We start from the raw sequence: 19,540 nt of genomic DNA, 5'->3' as shown, positions 1-19,540 counted from the left end.
CTGGTCGAAGGCATGCGCATCGTCGGCGAGGATTTTCGCGACGGCATCCTGTTCGTGCCGGAAGTGCTGTTGTCGGCCAACGCGATGAAGGCGGGCATGTTCATCCTGCGTCCGCTGCTTGTCGCCACCGGCGCGCCGAAGCAGGGCAAGATGGTGATCGGCACGGTCAAGGGCGACATCCACGACATCGGCAAGAACCTTGTCGGCATGATGATGGAGGGCGCCGGCTTCGACGTCATCGACCTCGGCATCAACAATGCGGTGGAAAAATATCTCGACGCCATCGAACAGCACCAGCCTGACATCATCGGCATGTCGGCGCTGCTGACGACGACCATGCCCTACATGAAGGTCGTCATCGACACGATGAAGGAAAAGGGCATCCGCGACGACTACGTCGTGCTGGTCGGCGGCGCACCGCTCAACGAGGAATTCGGCAAAGCCGTCGGCGCCGACGCCTATTGCCGCGACGCAGCCGTGGCAGTCGAGACCGCCAAGGATTTTATGAAGCGCAAGCACAACGTCCGCGCTTCGGCCTGAACTGACGAGGAGAACACAAGAGCATAACTACGGAGCCCGTACTTATGCTCTTGCAGACGAGGCGCCGCGTAGCGCCGGCATGTCAAGACTTCAACAAGCAACAGCGACCCGCGTAACGGCTTGAAGTGCCTATTCAGACTCTTTCGCCTCTTCCTTTTTCAGGATCGGCGTGTCGGCGGTTGTATTCGCGACGCTTGCGACTTTGGTTTGCTGATGTACGCTTGCAGCTTTGGTTTGCTGATCTACGGAAGCCGTCGTTTTGTTGTGGCCGACACATTCCGCTGCGGCGCCGGATACCGATAGGCCCAGAGCGGCGACAACCAAGAGAGCGGTCTTCATTCTATGCTCCTAGCTTCGTTGTTGAGGTACAGGGAAAGACTACCGGCATGTCCCGCATTGGAAAAGTCAACTTTTTGTGCCTGCCCCAGCGAACCCCCACCTGACGAAACAATTGCAATAGGCGGACACCACTGCCGCTTCGACCTCACTTCGGCGAATTCGGCATGGACCATAAACCGAGCCAAGCCTTGCAACGCGGCTTTGTTGCTCCCATATATTACAAGGGCTTAACGTGCATCGCTTGAACTTCCTCGACAGCGGTGCGCCTTGTTGATATCCGCGGGATCAGGGATTTTGGACCGTATCCTCGACCGCGTTGGCTGTCGATTTGACATCCCTGCCGACACCGCGGACGGTGTTGGCGCAGGCCGAAAGAGCCAGGGCGCAAGCGAGGATGGCGATCGGCGCAATGCGTAGCGGTTTCATGAATGGTATCTCCCTCAACAGATAGATTCGTGGGACAGCAACGAAAATCGGTTAGACTGGTTCCATGAGCATTGCGCGAAAACTACAACCCGATCAAGGTGACAGGCTGCTTGTCATCGCCTGCGGGATGATTGCGCGCGAAGTTCTGGCCGTTAAGGAGCAGCTGGGGCTCGACCATCTCGACCTGACCTGCCTGCCGGCGGAGTTCCATTTCTACCCGGACCGCATCGCGCCGGCCATGGACAAGGCAATCGAGAAGGCCAAGGCGGACGGCTACACCAATATTTTCGTCGGCTATGCCGATTGCGGCACCGGCGGCCTGCTCGACCGCGTCTGCGAGAAGCATGGGGTCGAGCGCATGGCCGGTCCGCATTGCTTTGCCTTCTACCAGGGCATGGAAGCCTATGCGAAAATCGCCGACGACGACATGATGTCGTTCTACATGACCGATTTCCTGTGCCGGCAGTTCGATGCCTTCTTCATGAAGCCGCTCGGCCTCGACAGGCATCCGGAGCTGATCAAGGACTATTTCGGCAATTACGAGAAGCTAGTCTATATCGCCCAGACCGACGATCCTGAACTCGACAAGGTCGCCGAGAAAGCCGCGAAAATGCTCGGCCTCGCCTATGAGCGCCGTTCCACCGGCTATGGCGACCTGACGACGGAGCTGGCCAGCGCCGCGGCACACGGCTGACGTTCGATCAGGCGCGGTCTTCTTCCACTGCAAGCCCGGCAAGCACAGCGGCAAAGCGCGTCTTGCAGACGAAGCCCAGCCTGTCCCGCGCCCGCGACGCGTCGTAGACACGGTCGATCGAGGAAAACATCGTCCAGCCTTTTCGCGCATAAAGCGCCGGAAACTCCGGAAAATAACGCGCCACGACTGGCGGCGCGTCAGCTATCAATGCCTCGCAATCATCAGGCCGGAACGGCGTTGGCGCCGAGATGATGAAGACGTCGAAGCCTAGCTGTGGAGCCTTCTCCAGCGCCGCGACATGGGCCTCGGCGGCATCTTCCACGGTTAGACGACGGAACAACAGCTCATTGGCCTTGGTGTTGGCGTCCGACTGGTCGATCGCATGCGCCATGTCGTCTGCTTCGGGAAAGAACCGGGCGGTGCGCAGCACGATCGCCGGCAGTCCGGACTGGATGTGATAGAGGCGGCAAAGATGTTCGGCCGAGAGCTTGGTTACGCCGTAGATGTTGCGCGGCTCGGGCGAGATCTCTTCCGTCAGCCAGGCGGCCTTGCGCGCACCGCCGGTGAGGCCGGCACGTATGGCTTTCGAGATCATCAGCGAGGTTGTCGACGTGAAGACGAAGCGCTGAACGCCCGATAACACCGCCGCGTCGAGCAGGTTGAGCGTGCCGCGCACATTCGTCTCGATGAAATCCTCATTGCGGTGGTGTTCGATATCAGGCTTGTGCAGTGCGCCGCTGTGGACGATCGCCTCGATGCGGTTCCCCTGACCGTCCGCATCACCAGATCACGGTCGGCGACCGAGCCTATCACCTACGTTTGCGGCGACGGGACCGGATCCAGTCCGATGACGTCATGGCCAAGCGCCCGCAGGCGCGGCGCGAGCGCGCTGCCCAGCCAGCCTGACGACCCCGTAAGCAAGATCCGCATCGGCAAAACCACGAGTTTAAGCTGGCCGCTGTTAAGCACGGATGACAGGCCACCGCGAACGGGTAAGTTGTATGCCAAACGAGAAAACAGGCTGTTCCAGCCGTCGACCGGGAAACGCACCGATGATCGCTCGCCTCTTGATTGCCGCAAGCGTTTTCTGCTTCGCCCTGCCCGCGCTCGCCGATGGCGAGGTGCGGAAGCTGATCACGCCCGCGGACAAGGTGCGGCTGGGCAAATATGATGAGACGCGCAAGGCAGCCCTTGATGAAGCCAAGGCCGGCGAAGCCGCAGAGGTCAAGCAGCTCGACGCCTTGCTGGCAAAACCGCTGGTCGCGTTTTCCAACAAGGACCTGACCGGCAACTGGCAATGCCGTACCATCAAGGCCGGCGGACTGAGCCCGCTCGTCATCTATGGCTGGTTCAAGTGCAAGGTGAGCGACGATGGTTCGGGCTGGATGCTGGAAAAACTCACCGGTTCGCAGCGCACCAGGGGCCGTTTCTTCGACGACGGCGAAAAGCGCGCAATCTATCTCGGCTCCTTCTTTGTCAACAACAATCCCGCAAAGCCCTATGGCAGCGGCCCGCAAAGCGACCAGGTCGGCTATGCCTTTCGCAACAGCGCCAACGAATGGCGCATCGAGTTCCCGGCCCCCTATCACGAATCGAAGCTCGACATCCTTGAGCTCAGGCGCTGAGCCCGCTGTCCTGAGGCCGATCATCAGGGTTAACCCGGCGGTCCAAGCGAACCCACGCGCTGGTGGTGAAGTCCTGACGCTTGGTACCCACGTAGAAGGACGCGAGACGACCCCCTTGCAGCCGTCCACGTCAATCGCGACGAACGGCTCGATTGAGCGGATAACAGACCTCAAGTGTACGTTTGCGGCGCAATCGTAACAATCGACCCGTGTGGACCTTCGTCACGAAAGGCACCAATGTCCGGTTCGGGGTCGCTCGCCCTTCGCCATACGCAACACGAACGTCATGTGGTTGGCCAATTCCAGTCGTACAATTTAGCCTACGAATTGTGAGTACCGCCGACCTAGCGAGGACGGCGATGTCGGATGTGGAGAGGTGCCATGTTGAGGGGCGCGTGCCTGTGCGGCAGTGTCAGCGTCGAGGTCACAGGTCCAATTGAACATCAGCCTGAAGCTTGCCATTGCAGGATGTGTCGGAGGCAATCTGGCCACGTCCTCGCTGCTGTGAATGTCCGGCGCGACGCGCTCTCAGTCGGGGGTGAACAGCACGTCCGATGGTTCCAATCATCCGACAAAGTCGAACGTGGCTTCTGTTCTGAGTGCGGCTCGACGTTGTTCTGGAAGCCGACGATTGAAGGCTACCAGTTCACAGCGGTCGCGATGGGTCTATTCGATGGCCCGACCGGCTTGCATCTCTCCAAACACACATTTGTCGGGGATAAGGGCGACTACTACGAGATCCCAGACGGTCTACCGCAGAGCGACAGCTACTGACCGCGCTTTTTTCTGGGTGAGTGATGGCCGAAATCGGCCGCCTCCGGTCGTTCAATGCCTCCGGTGAACGACCGCTCAGTCCGCACGCCGGTCCTTCGCAAGGCGTTTAGCGGGCGGCAGTTAACCGCCCATCGCTGCGATTCGATTTGGGTATCAGCCGTCAGATTTTCACGACTAGCACTATGTCTTTGCGGGCGCCGCGCCGCGGCCTGCCTTGAAAACAATGGTGCCATCCGACGATCTGGTTCCATCGCTGGACCGGCGCAAAAACCGGCGTCTGGCAACGAGCGCCGATTTACCGGACAGCGCCCTGGCGATAAGCTTGGCACTTATGAGCGAAATCGACCACCGCACCATCATCGCCAGCCTTTCGGTCGAGGATCGTCGCGACCTCACCGCCAAACTGGACAGGCCTGGCATTGTCCGGCTGGCCGTTCACGGCGGGCTTGTTGTCGTGCTGGGTGCGCTGATCGCCGCCCGCATTCCGTTCTGGCCGGTTCTCGTGCTGCCGCAGGGAATCCTGGTCGTCTTTTTCTTCACGCTGTTGCACGAGACGATCCACGAAACCGCCTTCAGGACGCCGTGGCTCAATCGCGCCATCGCCACTGTCACCGGCTTCCTGATCCTGCTGCCGCCGGCATGGTTCCGTTATTTCCATTTCGCGCACCACCGTCACACGCACGATCCGGACAATGACCCCGAACTGATGGCTCCGAAACCGGAGACCATCGGCCAGTATGTGCGCTATCTCTCCGGAATCCCCTATTGGAGCGGCATGGCGCGCGTGATCGTCGTCAACGCCGCCGGCCGCAACCGCGACGGCTTCGTGCCGGACAAGGGCCGCGACAAGGTGATTTCGCAAGCGCGTTGGTTTCTGATCGCCTATGCGATGCTGCTGGCAGCCTCCCTGGCCGTGCAGTCAGCGCTGCTGTTGTGGGTCTGGATTGTGCCGGTGCTCGTCGGTCAGCCGTTTTTGCGGGCCTATCTGCTGGCCGAGCACGCGCTCTGCCCGCATGTCGCCAACATGCTCGAAAACACCCGCACCACCTTTACCACAAGGCTGGTACGCTTCGTGGCGTGGAACATGCCTTACCACTCCGAGCACCATGCTTATCCGGCCGTTCCCTTTCACTGCCTGCCGCGTTTCCACCAAATTGTCGCCGAACATCTGCGCACGACCGAGCGAGGCTATGTCCGCTTCCACAGGAAGCTTGTCGGCAGCTTCGATCGTCGCGCCGGCTGATCAAAACCAGGCCAAGCATCGAATATTTTCGCGTTTCCGTTGCGGCTGCCAATTGCGTCGCTTTTGAATGCGCGCGCGTCGTCCCATAACAAGCAGCCCGACAGCGCTTCCGGCAATGCTCGCACTCACTACAGCGCCGCGCGTCCCATTGGACGCGCAATGGACGCTGTAGCACTTTAAGTCGGCGCATGATCCTTTCCAAAATCGATGCCGATTTTCGGGTCATGCGCGAGGAGTAGGAAATTCATGGCCGATCTGATCGTCGTCTACTGGCGCGACATCCCCGCCCAGGTCATCGTCAAGAAGGGCCGGCAGAACGCCAAGCGCGAACTGCCGCTGCGTTTCACCGAGGCGATCGACATGTGCGCGATGCGCACCGGCGCCGGCGGCACCGACGACTACCTTGCCGAATGGCGCAAGGCCGACCCCGTGTCGGTCAGCGACGATCTTGAAGGCGAGGCGGAAAAAGCCTTTCAGGACATCGACGCGAAATACGACCGCGAGCGGCTGGTCGCTCTGGTCAAGGCGGGCGGAAAAGAAGATGTCTGAAAAGACCCCGGCGATTACCCAGGCCACTCTGGTCAAGAAGGCAGCGCCGAAATCCGACTACAAGCCGGCCGACGTGTCGCCGCAGCGGCGCGTGCAGCGCTCCTTCGCTGTCAGGCTGTGGTCCGTCCGCCACTCGCGACTGCTCGAATGGTTCTACGCCAGGTTCTCCGACATGTTTTTGCTCCTCCATCCGCTGTGGAAGCGCATCGGTTACGGCCGCGTCGAAGGTCCGATCAAATTCGTCGAAAAACGCGTCAAGGGTTTTATGTTCGACTGCCGCATGTGCGGCCAGTGCGTCCTTTCTTCTACCGGCATGTCGTGCCCGATGAATTGCCCCAAGCAATTGCGCAACGGCCCTTGCGGCGGTGTGCGCGCCAACGGCAATTGCGAGGTCGAGCCTGATATGCCGTGCGTCTGGGTCAAGGCCTGGGAAGGTTCACGCAATATGGCGCATGGCGACAAGATCCTCGACGTGCAGAAGCCGGTCGACCAGTCGCTGCGCGAGACCTCGGCATGGCTGCGGGTGACCGCACAGGCCGCCGCCGCCCGCGAAGCCGCGCGCAACGTTCCAAAACCTGGGGCACCGGCATGATCGGCCGCCAGCCCGACGAGAACCCGGCCGGCATCCATCTGCCGCTCGACCCCCTGCCCGGCCACACCTCGCGCGGCCGGCTGGAGCGCGTCCTGAGGCGCGGCGAATTCGCGGTGACCACCGAGCTCAACCCGCCGGACAGCGCCGATCCGGAAGACGTCTACAACCGCGCCAAAATCTTCGACGGCTGGGTCGACGCCATCAACGCCGTCGACGCCTCGGGCGCCAACTGCCACATGTCGTCGGTCGGCATCTGTGCGCTGCTGACCCGTATGGGTTATGCCCCGATCATGCAGATCGCCTGCCGCGACAGGAACCGCATCGCCATCCAGGGCGACGTACTGGGCGGGGCGGCGATGGGCGTCGCCAACATGCTGTGCCTGACCGGCGACGGCGTGCAGGCCGGCGACCAGCCAGGCGCCAAGCCGGTATTCGATCTCGACTGCATGTCACTGCTGGAAACCTGCCGCATCATGCGCGACAATGGCAAGTTCCTGTCCGGCCGCAAGCTGACGACGCCGCCGCAGCTTTTCCTCGGCGCGGCGATCAACCCTTTCGCGCCGCCGATCGATTTCCGCCCCTACCGGCTGGGCAAGAAAATCGCCGCCGGCGCGCAATTCGTGCAGAGCCAGTACTGCTTCGACGTGCCGATGTTCCGCACTTACATGCAGCAGGTCCGCGATCTCGGTTTTACGGAAAAATGCTTCATCCTGTGCGGCGTCGGACCGCTGGCCTCGGCCAAGACCGCCAAATGGATCCGCTCAAACGTGCCGGGCATTCATATCCCCGATTCGATCGTCAAGCGGCTGGAAGGCGCCCAGGACCAGAAGAAGGAAGGCAAGCAGCTCTGCATCGATATCATCAACGAGGTGAAAGAAATTCCCGGCGTCTGCGGCGTCCATGTGATGGCCTATCGCCAGGAGGAATATGTCGCCGAGATCGTCGATGAATCGGGCGTGCTGAAGGGGCGCCAGCCCTGGAAACGCGAAATCCGCCGCGACGATCAGCTTGTCGCCGACCGGCTCGACCACATTTTGCACGACGAGATCACCGAAACGCAGGTCGACATGGTCAAGACCGCGCATTGATGGCGCGGACGCCACCATTCGCTTGATCGAAAACAGAAACGATATAAAGAAGTCTTTATATCACGAGGGAGAGATTGCATGACCCGGACGATCGTCGCCTCGGCGACACGAGAAATCATCATCGGCTTCGACCAGCCCTTCTGCGTGATCGGTGAGCGCATCAATCCAACCGGGCGCAAGAAGCTCGCGGCCGAGATGATCGCAGGCAATTTCGATACCGTCATCAGGGACGCGCTGGAACAGGCCGCCTGCGGCGCGACCATGCTCGACGTCAATGCCGGCGTCACCTCGGTCAACCCGAACGAGACAGAACCCGGCCTGCTGGTGCAGACGCTGGAAATCGTGCAGGGGTTGGTCGACCTGCCGCTGTCGATCGACAGTTCGGTGACCGCGGCGATCGAGGCGGCGCTCAGGGTCGCCAAGGGCCGTCCGCTGGTCAACTCCGTCACTGGCGAGGAAGAAAAGCTCGAAGCCATCCTGCCGCTGGTCAAGAAATACAATGTCCCGGTGGTTGCCATCTCCAACGACGAGACAGGCATTTCGATGGATCCGGATGTGCGCTTCGCCGTCGCCAAGAAGATCGTCGAGCGCTGCGCCGATTTCGGCATTCCGGCGCATGACGTGGTCGTCGACCCGCTGGTCATGCCGATCGGCGCGCTCGGCGACGCCGGCCGCCAGGTCTTTGCCCTGCTGCGCCGGCTGCGTGAAGAGCTCAAGGTCAACACCACCTGCGGCCTGTCAAACATCTCGTTCGGCCTGCCGCACCGCCACGGCATCAATGCTGCCTTCATCCCGATGGTGATCGGCGCCGGCATGACCTCGGCGATCATGAACCCGGTGCGTCCGCAAGAGATGGAAGCGGTGCGCGGCGCCAATGTGCTGAACGGCACCGACGAGAACTGCACCAACTGGATCAGGACCTACAAGGACTACAAGCCGGCCGAGGGCGGCCAGGCGATCGCGGCGCCCACGCAAGTCAATGCGCCGGGCGAAGGCAATGGCAATGGCGGTCGCCGGCGCGGGGGTCGTGAAGCCCGTATGGCCCGAGGATAAGCGCGCAATCGTGAACTCTCCTGCCAACATCACCGATCCACTCGTGCTGTTCATGCCGTCCGGCAAGCGCGGGCGGTTTCCGGTCGGCACGCCGGTGCTCGATGCCGCACGCCAGCTCGGCGTCTATGTCGAGAGCGTGTGCGGTGGACGCGCCACCTGCGGGCGCTGCCAGGTCGAGGTGCAGGAAGGCAATTTCGCCAAGCACAAGATCGTCTCTTCCAACGACCACATCTCGCCCAAGGGCGCCAAGGAGGAACGCTACGAACGCGTGCGCGGCCTTCCCGAACGGCGCCGCCTGTCCTGCTCGGCGCAGATCCTCGGCGATCTCGTCGTGGATGTGCCGCAGGACACGGTCATCAACGCCCAGACCATTCGCAAGGATGCCGACACCAGGGTCATTGCCCGCGATTCGGCAATCCACATGTGCTATGTCGAGATCGAAGAGCCCGACATGCACAATCCTTCAGGCGATCTCGATCGCCTGAAGATCGCGCTGATGAAGGACTGGGGGCTCAACAGCCTCGATTTCGATTTCCATCTGCTGCCCCAGGTGCAAGGCATCCTGCGCAAAGGCAACTGGACCGCGACCGCCGCCATCCACAAGGATGCCGACAGCGAGACCGCGCGGGTCATCTCGTTGTGGCCCGGCCTCAAGAACGAGGCCTACGGGCTTGCCTGCGATATCGGCTCGACCACCATCGCCATGCATCTGGTGTCGCTGCTGTCGGGCCGCGTCGCCGCCTCGTCAGGCACGTCGAACCCGCAGATCCGCTTCGGCGAGGATCTGATGAGCCGCGTTTCCTATGTGATGATGAACCCGGACGGCCGCGAAGGCATGACGGTCGCGGTGCGCGAGGCGATCTCGGGCCTCGTCGACAAGGTTTGCGCGGAAGGCAACGTCCAGCGCAACGACATCCTGGATTGCGTCTTCGTCGGCAATCCGATCATGCACCATCTGTTCCTCGGCATCGACCCGACCGAACTCGGCGGCGCGCCCTTCGCGCTGGCTGTCTCGGGCGCCGTGCACATCAAGGCGTCGGATATCGGCCTGAAGCTCAACCAGGGGGCCAGGCTCTACATGCTGCCTTGCATCGCCGGCCATGTCGGCGCCGACGCGGCTGCGGTGACGCTGTCGGAAGGCCCGCACCGCCAGGACGAGATGATGCTGATCGTCGATGTCGGCACCAATGCCGAGATCGTGCTCGGCAATCGCCAGCGGGTCGTGGCGGCCTCGTCGCCCACCGGTCCGGCCTTCGAGGGCGCGGAAATCTCCGGCGGCCAGCGCGCTGCGCCCGGCGCCATCGAGCGCGTCCGCATCGATCCCGACACGCTGGAGCCGAAATACCGCGTCATCGGCTCGGAACTGTGGTCCGACGAGCCCGGCTTCCTCGACAGCGTCCAGGCAACCGGCGTCACCGGCATCTGCGGCTCCGGCATCATCGAGGTGGTCGCCGAGATGTACCTGGCCGGCATCATCTCCGAGGACGGCGTCGTCGACGGTGGGCTCTGCGCCCGCTCGCCGCGCGTCACCGCCAATGGCCGCACCTTCTCCTACGTGCTGAAGGAAGGCGAGCCGAGGATCACCATCACCCAGACCGACGTGCGCGCCATCCAACTCGCCAAGGCGGCCCTCTACGCCGGCACCAAGCTGTTGATGGAAAAGCAGCACACCGATCATGTCGACCGCATCCACTTCGCCGGTGCCTTCGGCTCCTTTATCGATCCGAAATACGCCATGGTGCTGGGACTGATTCCCGACTGCGATCTCGACAAGGTCTCGGCCGTCGGCAACGCCGCCGGTGCCGGTGCGCGCATGGCGCTGCTCAATCGCGGCTATCGCCGCGAGATCGAGGAAACAGTGAGCCGGATCGAGAAGATCGAGACCGCGCTGGAGCCGAGATTCCAGGAGCATTTCGTCTATGCCATGGCGCTGCCGAACAAGATCGACCCGTTCCCGAAACTATCGGCGGCGGTGAAGCTGCCACCGCGCAAGACCGTGAGCGAGGACGGCATTGCCGGCGATGCCGCCCCACGGCGTCGTTCGCGCGAAGGCCACGCCGCCCGGCGCGGCCGGGGGTAGCATCCCGCTGCTAAAAGCTGCACTCACCCTCATTCTCATTTGCATGCATATGTTTCCGGATCAGCCCAAACAGAAACAAGGCGCTGTTATCAGCGAAATCCACCCGATACACACGCGGCGCATTTAACCGGCATCGAACGGCAGGCAGGAAATAACTTTCAGCCGCCGCAGCACTCCAAGGGAGATGAAGATGTCGATGTTCGAAAGCCTCGGCCGCTTTGGTACGGCCATCAAGCATGCGCACAACAGGAACAGGTCGGTCCGGGCCATGAACAGCCTGCCGCCCGAAATTCAGAAGGATATCGGCTGGCCCGTGTCGCCGCGCAACGACCCGCAGGTCACCTTCTCGGCCCGACATCTGGGTTCGGCGCGCTGATGACCTTCGCCGACAAATGCAAGCTGCTGGCCAAGCGCCGGAACCGTCATACGGCTCCGGCAGCAAGCGACCGTCGGCTGCGCGCCGTACTGCTGCCCAGGCGCTGAGCGATGCTGCGCTGGCCTTGATTGCCAGCCAGATCACAGGGCCGTGTTGAGACCGCGCAAATCTTGACATTCTGGGCGAAGGCACGATCTTCGATTGCGAGGGGTTCTCTTAGTCGGCTCAGCCGAAGTCCGTGTGTCCGCATGCCCAGTATCAAAAGCCACGTCGTTTCCTTCGTGCTCAGGTATAGCCGCAAGAAAGCCTTTTCCAGCCCGGAAAACCTGCAGCGCTGGATCGCCTATGCCCGCAAGACGGAGAACCATCAGCCGCCCGCATCGCTGCATCAGCGTTTCGAGATCGCGACGCGCAGCGTGGACGGCTTTCCCGTGTACGAGATCGCGCCGAAGACCGGCGAGCGAAAGCGGATCCTCTACCTGCATGGCGGCGCCTATGTCTTTCAAATCACGTCCTACCACTGGGGACTGATCGCCGATATGGCCGATCGGCTGGGCTTCGGCATCACCGTGCCGATCTACCCCATTGCTCCCGAACACGATTTCCACGCCATGTTCGGCATGGTCGGCGAGGTCTACCGTCAGATGCTCGACGAAACGGAAGCGCAGGACATCGTCTTCATTGGTGATTCCGCCGGCGGCAACATGGCCGTGGTGCTGACCATGATGGCCGCGGAAGCCGACCTGCCATTGCCGTCGCGCCATGTGCTGATTTCGCCCGGGCTCGATCTGTCGCTCGCCAACCCCGAAGTGTTCGAGGCGGAACGCTACGATCCGTGGCTGGGAATTCCTGGCGGGCTGGAGGCAGTCCGGCTCTACAGTGCCGGCATAGATCCCAGCGACTGGCGCATCAGTCCGCTTTACGGTGACCTCTCGGTGTTGCCGAAAACGCTGCTTCTGACCGGTTCGCGCGACATGCTGACCCCCGACAATCTGATCTTCGCGCAAAAGGCCCGTGCCGCCGGTGTCGCGATAGAGGTTGTGCACGAGCAAGGCATGTTCCATGCCTGGCCGCTGATCGACATGCCAGAAGCGCGGCGCGCGCGGGACAGCATCGTGACGTTTTTAGCCAGCGACACCGAAAGCTATCATGCCAAGGCCGGCGAATTGGCACTGCAAAGGACAGGTCGTGAAGTCTCCACTCACAACCTGTCTGCGCCGTCGAAGTCCTGAATCAAAACTTTCCGGTTTCTTTGAACACTTCGAAGGTCGCGCGGATGTGATCGGCAACGGCGTTCACTGGCGCGCTGGCGTCCGGCGCCACGACCATGGCCAGATTGTAGGTGCCGATGTCGGGCATGCCGTCCTTCGGGCAAAGCTCGACCATGTCGCTGCCGAGGAACGATTTCGGCAGCGGCGCCACCGCGAGGTCGGACATGATTGCGGCGCGCTGGCCGGCGGTGTGCGCACTCATATAGGCGACGCGGTAGTTGCGGCCCTCACGCCCAAGCGCCTCGAGGGCGCCTGCCCGCCAGGCGCAGCCCTCTTCCCACAATGACACCGGCAGCGGTTCGCGCAGATGCGCGCAGCCGCCCTTGGCGCCGGCCCAGACGATCGGTTCGGTGAGCAGCACTTCGGCGCCGAGCGCGCTGGTCTTGTAGGAATTGGTGAGAAGCGTGATGTCGAGCGCCCGGTCGTCCATGCGCCGACGCAGATTGACGCTCTGGTCGATGGTCACGTCGACGGCGATCGAAGGATGCGACTGTGCAAAACGCTTCAGCACGTGCGGCAGCACGCGCTCTCCATAATCGTCGGGCGAGCCGAGCCGCACCACCCCGACAATGTCGGGGATGATGAACTTCGACACCACCTCGCGGTTGATCGACAACAGCCGGCGGGCGTAGCCGAGCAGCATCTCGCCATCCGTGGTCAGCGTCACCGAGCGCGCGTCGCGCGCAAACACCGAGCGGCCGAGAATGTCCTCCAGCTTTTTGATCTGCATGGAGACGGCCGACGGCGTGCGGAAGACAGCACTGGCAGCGGTGGTGAAACTGCCGGTTTCGGCGATCGCCACGAAGGTGCGCAAGACGTCGAGATCGAGCAGCGGCAACGGATGATTGAGTGGGGCGTTCATCGGGATCGACCTTCAATTTTTCTGATGCAAACTATCATTCCATTTCGTTTGATTGAACATCACTTTGGGAGGATAGTCAACTCCATCGAAGGCAGACGGCGATGACACTGATCTGCAATCGACACGAAATGAAGCTGAAACAAACCGGATGTAGCGCTTGGTCCGCCGAGCGACCGGCACCCGACCCAACCCTAAAGGAGAATTAAAATGTCCATCCTGTCATCCATCGGCCGCATCGCGACCGAATTTAGCGCGGCCCGCGCCCGCTACCAGACCGAACGCGCCATCCGCTCTCTGCCGATCGAACTGCAGAAGGATATCGGCTGGCCTGAAGCCGCCGACACCAAGACCGGCACTCGCCACGGCGTTGGATCCTGGGCTGGCGGAGCAAAATAGATCGTGTGTATCAAAAGCTGAAGGCCTGCCGCACAGACCATGTCCGGCAGGCCTTTTTATTTGCAGCCATTTCCGAGCCATGCCGTCGTTGCATGGTGCCTATGACCGGGCCGCATAGCAGCTAAAATTTTGAACTAACGCCTTGTAAGTGATCATTAATCTGGCGGAATGCCCAAATACGTCGCATGCCGTGTCGCTTTTCCTATCAAGTGCTTCGCTTTTGCGATTTAGTTTCCCTTCACGTAAGCCTATATCAGCGCCAGCCAACGAGCTGCCCCACTCCATCACGCGAAGGCGACCCGTCTGAGCAACCGAATGGAGATGATGATGAAGCTTTTTGCCCGCCTTTTTGCTCGCCGCGAAATGAGCCTGACGACCGCGCTCGAGCGCCAGCGCCTTGCCAACACCATGCCGGGCCAGACCGGCGCCGTGGCCGCCGCGCGCCTCGGCTTCGTCGCCTGATCTGCCAAGCTCGCAAGCGGCGCTCGCTGCTGCTGCTTTGAAGTTGATCACAACGCCGCTTCGGTTTGCCGAGACGGCGTGCTTGGTCATGCCCCGACCTCATGCGAAATGCGCTCAATCCGCCAGCAGGTTGGGTCGTCATCGCCTAGCGATTGCCCATTTGCGACCCATGTCGCAAATAAAGTGTATCCGCTGCCGCCTAGCCGATTGACAGGAAAAGTTTTTCCTGATGTCGCTATGCTGATCGCGACATCCTGTTCGCGCCATTGCAGCGTGAGGGTTACCCTGTGAACGTCGTAAATCATCCGATCAGGCGATCGTTTGTATTCTTCCTGGTCCCCGATTTCACCATGATCGCCTTTGCAACGGCGCTCGATCCGTTGCGCTCGGCCAACCGGATGCTCGGCTATGAGGCCTACCGCTGGCGGCTCGCCAGCATCGACGGCAAGCCGGTGCGCGCCTCGAACGGCGTCGAATGCGCCGTCGACACCTCGCTGGAGGACGAACGCAAGAAGATGTCCGGCCCCGAACGGCCGAACATGGCGGTCGTTTGCAGCGGCATCAATGTCGAGCGCTATCAGAACAAATCGGCCTTCGCCTGGCTGCGCGAGGAGTACAATCGCGGCGTCGCCATCGGCGGCCTGTGCACTGGCGCTCATATACTGGCCGCCGCCGGCCTGTTGTCCAACAAGCGCTGCGCCATTCATTGGGAGAACCTGCCGGGCTTTTCCGAAGCGTTCCCGAAGGCCAATGTCTTTGCCGACCTCTTCGAGATCGACCAGAACATCTACACCTGCGCCGGCGGCACCGCAGCGCTCGATATGATGCTGAAGCTGATCGGCGACGATTTCGACGACAATCTGGTTAACCGGGTCTGCGAGCAAGTCTTGACTGACCGCGTGCGCAGCCCGACCGATCGCCAGCGCCTGCCGCTGCGCGCACGCCTTGGCGTGCAGAACTCCAAGGTGTTGACCATCATCGAATTGATGGAAGCAAACCTGTCCGAGCCGCTGTCGTTGATCGAGATCGCCGACCATGTCGACCTGTCACGCCGGCAGATCGAGCGCCTATTCCGCACCGAGATGGGACGATCCCCTGCCCGCTACTATCTGGAGATCCGCCTCGACCGGGCCCGGCACTTGCTGATCCAATCATCGCTGCCGGTGGTCGAAGTGGCGGTCGCTTGCGGCTTCGTCTCCGCCTCGCATTTCTCCAAATGCTATCGCGAGCTCTATGCGCGCTCGCCGCAGCAGGAGCGCGTCGATCGCAAGCAGTTGCTGGCCGCGTAGACAAGACAATATCTTGCACGCGTACCTCTGGCGGACGGCGATTGAAGTCTAGCGGGTGTCGAACATCCAGCTTCGGTCGCGCCACATCTTCTCGCCGACCTGGCAGTCGGTGGCCGGCTTGTCCTGCGCCAGCACCACCGACGGATGCGCTGCTTCTTCCGCCGCCCATTGCGGTGAGGCAGGCCCGGCAAGCTCAAGCACCAGCTTGCGGCGGATCGCTTCGGGAAACTGCGTCCACTCATTGACCGGGATCATGAACGCCCCGGGCCCGCCGATGACGCAGTCGGTGTAATAGCGGTCGAGATAGTTGACGTCGTAGACGCTGGTGAAGCCGCCCCGGGTCATCAGCGGCAGGCCGTTGATGGTAATGCCTTGCCTGACCAGTTCGTCACGGATGATGTCGACGGGAGCACCTTGGTTGTTGGGGCCATCGCCTGAAATGTCGATGACGCGCTTGACGCCCTGGAAGCCGCTCTCGGCGAAGAGATCGCTGCTGAATTGCAAGGCTCCGGAAATCGAGGTGCGCCGCGCGCTGTTGGGCGCATGGGCGGAGAGCTGGTCGACCACCCGCTCGGCGTCGGCACGATTGGCGATCACCGTCCACGGCACGATGATGTGCTGCCAGGTCGTGCCGGCCCATTCGACATAGGTGACGGCAATCTTGCCGTAGGCGCCGTCGGCGATGGCCTGCAGGACCGTGTCATGTGTCAGTGCCGCGACATAGCCGCGACGCTGGATTTCGAGTTCGGCCGGCGACATCGACAGCGAAACGTCGACCGCCAGCACCAGTTCGACGTCGACGGGATCGGCAGCGCGGGAGTCCGGCGCCTGGACGAGCATCAGCACCAGCGCGGCGGCGCCTGAGAGGAGATGTCCTGCGCGGGGAAAAGCAGACATGCCGCAAGGTAAGCGAAAATCGTCACGCCACAAAGCGAAAAGCCCAGCGCCGGGCTAATGCATGTCGTCCAAAAGCATGCCCTCGGGCTTGAACCAAGGGTGCGCAGCGGGTTTGGGCAACGACTTGCATAAAAACGAGAACTTAAGGCGCTGCGCATGACTCCCCACGAAACGTGACGCGCCTTAAGTCCTTGCGCTCACATTTTGCGAGTCCGCCTCTCACCCTCTATTGTGGGAGGCTCAGCTGCGTGGCTTGAGGTTGTCAGGGTCGTAAAGCGGCCTGTAGCCGACGGCGGCCACTTCGACCGGGTATGTCTCGCCGAAATATTCGACATCCAGCTTGCGGCCCTGCTGGCAATACGCCCACGGCAGATAGGCAAGCGCGATGTTCTTGCCGATGGTCGGGCCGTAGGCGACTGAGGTCGTAAAGGATCGGCGGCCGAGTTCGTCGACCAGCGTTTCACCCGTTTGCGGGTCCATCACCGGCATCGTGCCGACGGGATAGCGGGCCACGCCGTTGGAATCGACGTTATCCGTCATGACAAGCGTGCAGAGCATGGCCGGCTGATGCGCGCGGGCGCGATAGTCCAGATGCTTTGCCTTGCCGCTGAAATCGGCCTCCTTGACCTTTGGGCGGGCAAGATCGGCCTCCAGCAGATTGTACTCGGTCAAAAGATCCGCATTCTGCAGGCGCAGGCTCTTCTCCATGCGGCGGCTGTTGGCATAGGTCTCGACGCCAAAAGCCATCACGCCGGTCGAACGCAAAGCATCCCATACGGCCAGGCCGTCTTCGTATCGCATGTGCAGTTCCCAGCCCTGCTCGCCGACATAGGAGATCCGGAAAGCGGTCACGTCCTTGCCGGCGATCCTGACAGGCTTGATCGCCGCAAAGGCGAAATTCTCCGGCGTCAGGCCGTCCGGGTCCTCGACGACCTTCTGCAAGGTCGAGCGCGCGTTCGGACCCCAGATGCCGACGGTCACGTATTTTTCGCTCACGTCGGTGATGGCGACATCGAACCCTTTGTCTTGGGCCGTCCGCCGCATGTAGTGGAAGTCGCGCGGGCCGGCATCGGCGCCGTCGATGACGCGGCAGCGGTCGGCCATGCGGATGACGGTCAGGTCGGCGCGCACCATGCCCTCGTCGTCGAGGAAATGGGTGTAGATGCCTTTGCCGATATTGCCGTCGCCGCCGATCCTGGCCGCGCACAGCCACTCCATCAGCGCGACATGATCCGGGCCTTCCACGTCGTACATCGCGAAATGCGACAGGTTGACGATGCCGCAATCCTCGCTCATGGCGAGATGCTCGGCATTGGAGACGCGCCAGAAATGGCGGTTGTCCCACTCGTTTTCGCGCACCGGCACCCGGTTGCCGTATTTCTCGAGCAGGTGCTCGTTGGCGGCATAGCCATGGGCGCGCTCCCAGCCGCCGAGTTCCATGAAATAGCCGCCGAGTTCTTTCTCGCGCTCCCAGAAGGGCGAGCGGCGCACGTCGCGAGCCTTGGAGAAGGGCTCGCGCGGATGGACGGCCGGATTGTAGACCTTCATCGCCGTTTCGGTGCAGCGGTCCCAGATGAACTGCTCTTGCGTCTGGTGCGGATAGAAGCGCGCATAGTCGATGGCGTGGTGGTCGATCGACGTCCTCCCGTCCGTCATCCAGTCGGCGATGAGCTTGCCCATGCCGGGGCCGTCCTTGACCCAGATCGCGACGGCATACCAGAGGCCCCGCACCTTCTGGCTCTCACCCATGGAGGGGCCGCCGTCTGCCGTCACCTGCAGAAGCCCGTTGAAGGAATGGCTCTCATTGTAGCCCAGTTCGCCCAGGATCGGCGTCAGTTCCATGGCGCGCTCGAGCGGCGCCAGGATCTGTTCCATGTCGAGGTCGCGCTGCGAGGGCGAAAGGCGGGCCTGGTCCTTCTCCAGAAGGTCGCGCGGATGGCAAAGGCGCGGATTGGTCTCTTCGTAATAGCCCCACTCGATCTGTCCGCCTTCGGCGGTCTTGGGATCGCCGGTGTCGCGCATGTAAGCCGAGTTGCCCTGGTCACGCAGCAGCGGCCAGCCGATCTCCTTGCCGGTGCCGGCGAACTCGGTATAGGGCCCGAAGAAGGTGAGCGGATGGTCGATCGGCATGACCGGCAGGTCCTCGCCGACCATTTCCGCGATCAACCGGCCCCAGATACCGGCGCAAACGATGACGTAGTCGGCTTCGATGGTGCCGCGATCGGTCACCACGCCCTTGATGCGACCGTTCTCGACGACAAGCGACCGGGCCGGCGTGTTGGCGAAGGATTTAAGTTTTCCGGAGGCTTCCGCCTGGTCGACCAGCTTGCCGGCGACCGTTTGCGAGCGCGGGATGACGAGACCGGCATCGGGATCCCACAGGCCGCCCTGCACCATCTCTTCTTCGATCAGCGGGAATTTCTGCTTGATCTCGGCCGGCTCGATCAGCCGGGCACGCGTTCCGAAAGCCTTTGCCGAGGCGATCTTGCGCTTGATCTCCGCCATGCGCTCGTCGTCGCCGACGCGGGCAACCTCGAGGCCGCCGATACGGGCGTAGTGACCCATCTTTTCATAAAAATCGATGGAGTAGAGCGTCGTCCAGCAGGACAGGAAATCATGGCTGGTGGTGTAGCAGAAGTCGGAGGCGTGCGCTGTCGAGCCGATATCGGTCGGGATCCCTGACTTGTCGATGCCGACGATGTCGTCCCATCCGCGCTCGATCAGGTGATGGGCGATCGATGCGCCGACAATACCGCCCAGCCCGACGATGACGACCTTCGCCTTTTCCGGAAACCCTGCCATTGCCCGCGACTCCAAGGTGGTAAAGCGGGCACCCGCGCCCGTTTGATCGGCGCACAATATGCAGGCGCCAGCCGCCATGCTACCGCCTGTTTGCGACACGCTGCAGATGCGACGCGACCCCGGCGGACAACGCCGAAAAATCGGATTCGATTCTTGTGGGGATCATGCGCAGAAAGAAGGTC

At 62.0% G+C, this 19,540-nt stretch carries 22 protein-coding genes; 14 read left to right on the top strand and 8 right to left on the bottom strand.

Annotation, left to right across the window (positions count from 1 at the left end; all coding sequences use genetic code 11):
- Positions 1-540: corrinoid protein (locus BLT09_RS15795; protein WP_091594463.1), on the top strand; the 540-nt coding region annotated here is incomplete at its 5' end.
- A 129-nt stretch (positions 541-669) separates the two neighbouring features.
- Here the strand turns inward: BLT09_RS15795 and BLT09_RS15790 are convergent.
- Positions 670-879: a hypothetical protein gene (locus BLT09_RS15790; RefSeq protein WP_091594461.1), complete on the bottom strand. Its 210-nt coding sequence runs from the start codon at positions 877-879 to the stop codon at positions 670-672.
- A gap of 285 nt (positions 880-1,164) precedes the next feature.
- Positions 1,165-1,305, bottom strand: coding sequence for an entericidin A/B family lipoprotein (locus tag BLT09_RS15785; RefSeq protein ID WP_036263015.1), 141 nt, complete (start codon positions 1,303-1,305; stop codon positions 1,165-1,167).
- 64 nt (positions 1,306-1,369) lie between these two features.
- Here BLT09_RS15785 and BLT09_RS15780 point away from each other — a divergent pair, with 64 nt between their 5' ends.
- On the top strand, positions 1,370-1,999 hold the full coding sequence (locus BLT09_RS15780; protein WP_027154496.1) for a DUF1638 domain-containing protein: 630 nt from the start codon (positions 1,370-1,372) through the stop codon (positions 1,997-1,999).
- Between the two features lie 7 nt (positions 2,000-2,006).
- On the opposite strand, the gene BLT09_RS15775 is transcribed toward BLT09_RS15780, so the two are convergent.
- Together BLT09_RS15775 and BLT09_RS35675 are read right to left on the bottom strand one after the other, a co-directional pair.
- Complete coding sequence (locus tag BLT09_RS15775) at positions 2,007-2,714, bottom strand: NAD-dependent epimerase/dehydratase family protein (RefSeq protein ID WP_329608811.1); 708 nt, start codon at positions 2,712-2,714, stop codon at positions 2,007-2,009.
- Positions 2,715-2,812: 98 nt separating this feature from the next.
- Complete coding sequence (locus BLT09_RS35675) at positions 2,813-3,049, bottom strand: NAD-dependent epimerase/dehydratase family protein (RefSeq protein ID WP_329608808.1); 237 nt, start codon at positions 3,047-3,049, stop codon at positions 2,813-2,815.
- A 2-nt stretch (positions 3,050-3,051) separates the two neighbouring features.
- Here BLT09_RS35675 and BLT09_RS15770 point away from each other — a divergent pair, with 2 nt between their 5' ends.
- The 10 genes from BLT09_RS15770 (at position 3,052) to BLT09_RS15725 (ending at position 12,611) form a co-directional block, all read left to right on the top strand.
- Entirely contained in the window at positions 3,052-3,624 is a 573-nt protein-coding gene (locus BLT09_RS15770; protein ID WP_091594459.1) for a DUF4893 domain-containing protein, read from the top strand.
- A 366-nt stretch (positions 3,625-3,990) separates the two neighbouring features.
- Positions 3,991-4,398: a GFA family protein gene (locus BLT09_RS15765; RefSeq protein ID WP_329608807.1), complete on the top strand. Its 408-nt coding sequence runs from the start codon at positions 3,991-3,993 to the stop codon at positions 4,396-4,398.
- 331 nt (positions 4,399-4,729) lie between these two features.
- Entirely contained in the window at positions 4,730-5,641 is a 912-nt protein-coding gene (locus tag BLT09_RS15760; RefSeq protein ID WP_236473680.1) for a fatty acid desaturase, read from the top strand.
- Positions 5,642-5,887: 246 nt separating this feature from the next.
- On the top strand, positions 5,888-6,190 hold the full coding sequence (locus BLT09_RS15755) for a virulence factor (RefSeq protein WP_091594457.1): 303 nt from the start codon (positions 5,888-5,890) through the stop codon (positions 6,188-6,190).
- The gene (locus tag BLT09_RS15750; protein WP_091594455.1) at positions 6,183-6,782 is read left to right on the top strand and encodes a methylenetetrahydrofolate reductase C-terminal domain-containing protein; all 600 of its coding nucleotides are present in this window, start codon (positions 6,183-6,185) and stop codon (positions 6,780-6,782) included. The genes BLT09_RS15755 and BLT09_RS15750 overlap by 8 nt, the downstream gene beginning before the upstream one ends.
- Positions 6,779-7,870 carry a methylenetetrahydrofolate reductase gene (locus BLT09_RS15745; RefSeq protein WP_027154501.1) on the top strand — a complete coding sequence of 364 codons (1,092 nt, stop codon included), beginning with the start codon at positions 6,779-6,781 and terminating at the stop codon, positions 7,868-7,870. The genes BLT09_RS15750 and BLT09_RS15745 overlap by 4 nt, the downstream gene beginning before the upstream one ends.
- A gap of 78 nt (positions 7,871-7,948) precedes the next feature.
- Positions 7,949-8,923: a methyltetrahydrofolate cobalamin methyltransferase gene (locus tag BLT09_RS15740; RefSeq protein WP_023798928.1), complete on the top strand. Its 975-nt coding sequence runs from the start codon at positions 7,949-7,951 to the stop codon at positions 8,921-8,923.
- Entirely contained in the window at positions 8,874-11,003 is a 2,130-nt protein-coding gene (locus BLT09_RS15735) for an ASKHA domain-containing protein (protein WP_091594530.1), read from the top strand. Before BLT09_RS15740 ends, BLT09_RS15735 begins: the two co-directional genes overlap by 50 nt.
- 190 nt (positions 11,004-11,193) lie before the next feature.
- Positions 11,194-11,379: a hypothetical protein gene (locus BLT09_RS15730; RefSeq protein ID WP_091594529.1), complete on the top strand. Its 186-nt coding sequence runs from the start codon at positions 11,194-11,196 to the stop codon at positions 11,377-11,379.
- Between the two features lie 248 nt (positions 11,380-11,627).
- Positions 11,628-12,611 (top strand): alpha/beta hydrolase, encoded by a 984-nt coding sequence (locus tag BLT09_RS15725; protein WP_091594452.1) that lies wholly within the window; start codon positions 11,628-11,630, stop codon positions 12,609-12,611.
- A 1-nt stretch (position 12,612) separates the two neighbouring features.
- Here the strand turns inward: BLT09_RS15725 and BLT09_RS15720 are convergent, their stop codons facing one another.
- Positions 12,613-13,512: a LysR substrate-binding domain-containing protein gene (locus BLT09_RS15720; RefSeq protein ID WP_091594450.1), complete on the bottom strand. Its 900-nt coding sequence runs from the start codon at positions 13,510-13,512 to the stop codon at positions 12,613-12,615.
- 207 nt (positions 13,513-13,719) lie between these two features.
- Between BLT09_RS15720 and BLT09_RS15715 the strand changes: the two genes are divergently transcribed.
- Entirely contained in the window at positions 13,720-13,908 is a 189-nt protein-coding gene (locus tag BLT09_RS15715) for a hypothetical protein (protein ID WP_077383673.1), read from the top strand.
- Positions 13,909-14,007: 99 nt separating this feature from the next.
- Here the strand turns inward: BLT09_RS15715 and BLT09_RS34310 are convergent, their stop codons facing one another.
- Positions 14,008-14,460 (bottom strand): hypothetical protein, encoded by a 453-nt coding sequence (locus tag BLT09_RS34310; protein ID WP_167366437.1) that lies wholly within the window; start codon positions 14,458-14,460, stop codon positions 14,008-14,010.
- Between the two features lie 260 nt (positions 14,461-14,720).
- On the opposite strand from BLT09_RS34310, the gene BLT09_RS15705 reads away from it, so the two are divergent.
- Complete coding sequence (locus BLT09_RS15705) at positions 14,721-15,659, top strand: GlxA family transcriptional regulator (protein ID WP_268931533.1); 939 nt, start codon at positions 14,721-14,723, stop codon at positions 15,657-15,659.
- Between the two features lie 48 nt (positions 15,660-15,707).
- Here BLT09_RS15705 and BLT09_RS15700 read toward each other — a convergent pair whose 3' ends face one another.
- Positions 15,708-16,556, bottom strand: coding sequence for a DUF1194 domain-containing protein (locus BLT09_RS15700; protein ID WP_091594445.1), 849 nt, complete (start codon positions 16,554-16,556; stop codon positions 15,708-15,710).
- Between the two features lie 240 nt (positions 16,557-16,796).
- A complete protein-coding gene (locus BLT09_RS15695; RefSeq protein ID WP_091594443.1) occupies positions 16,797-19,358 on the bottom strand; it encodes a GcvT family protein in 2,562 nt (853 codons plus the stop codon).
- Positions 19,359-19,540 lie beyond the last annotated feature (182 nt).

It is taken from the genome of Mesorhizobium muleiense, from assembly GCF_900099905.1.
GTDB lineage: Bacteria > Pseudomonadota > Alphaproteobacteria > Rhizobiales > Rhizobiaceae > Mesorhizobium > Mesorhizobium muleiense.
Note: the sequence above shows the minus strand (reverse complement) of the source record. Positions and strands in the feature narration are given on the sequence as shown.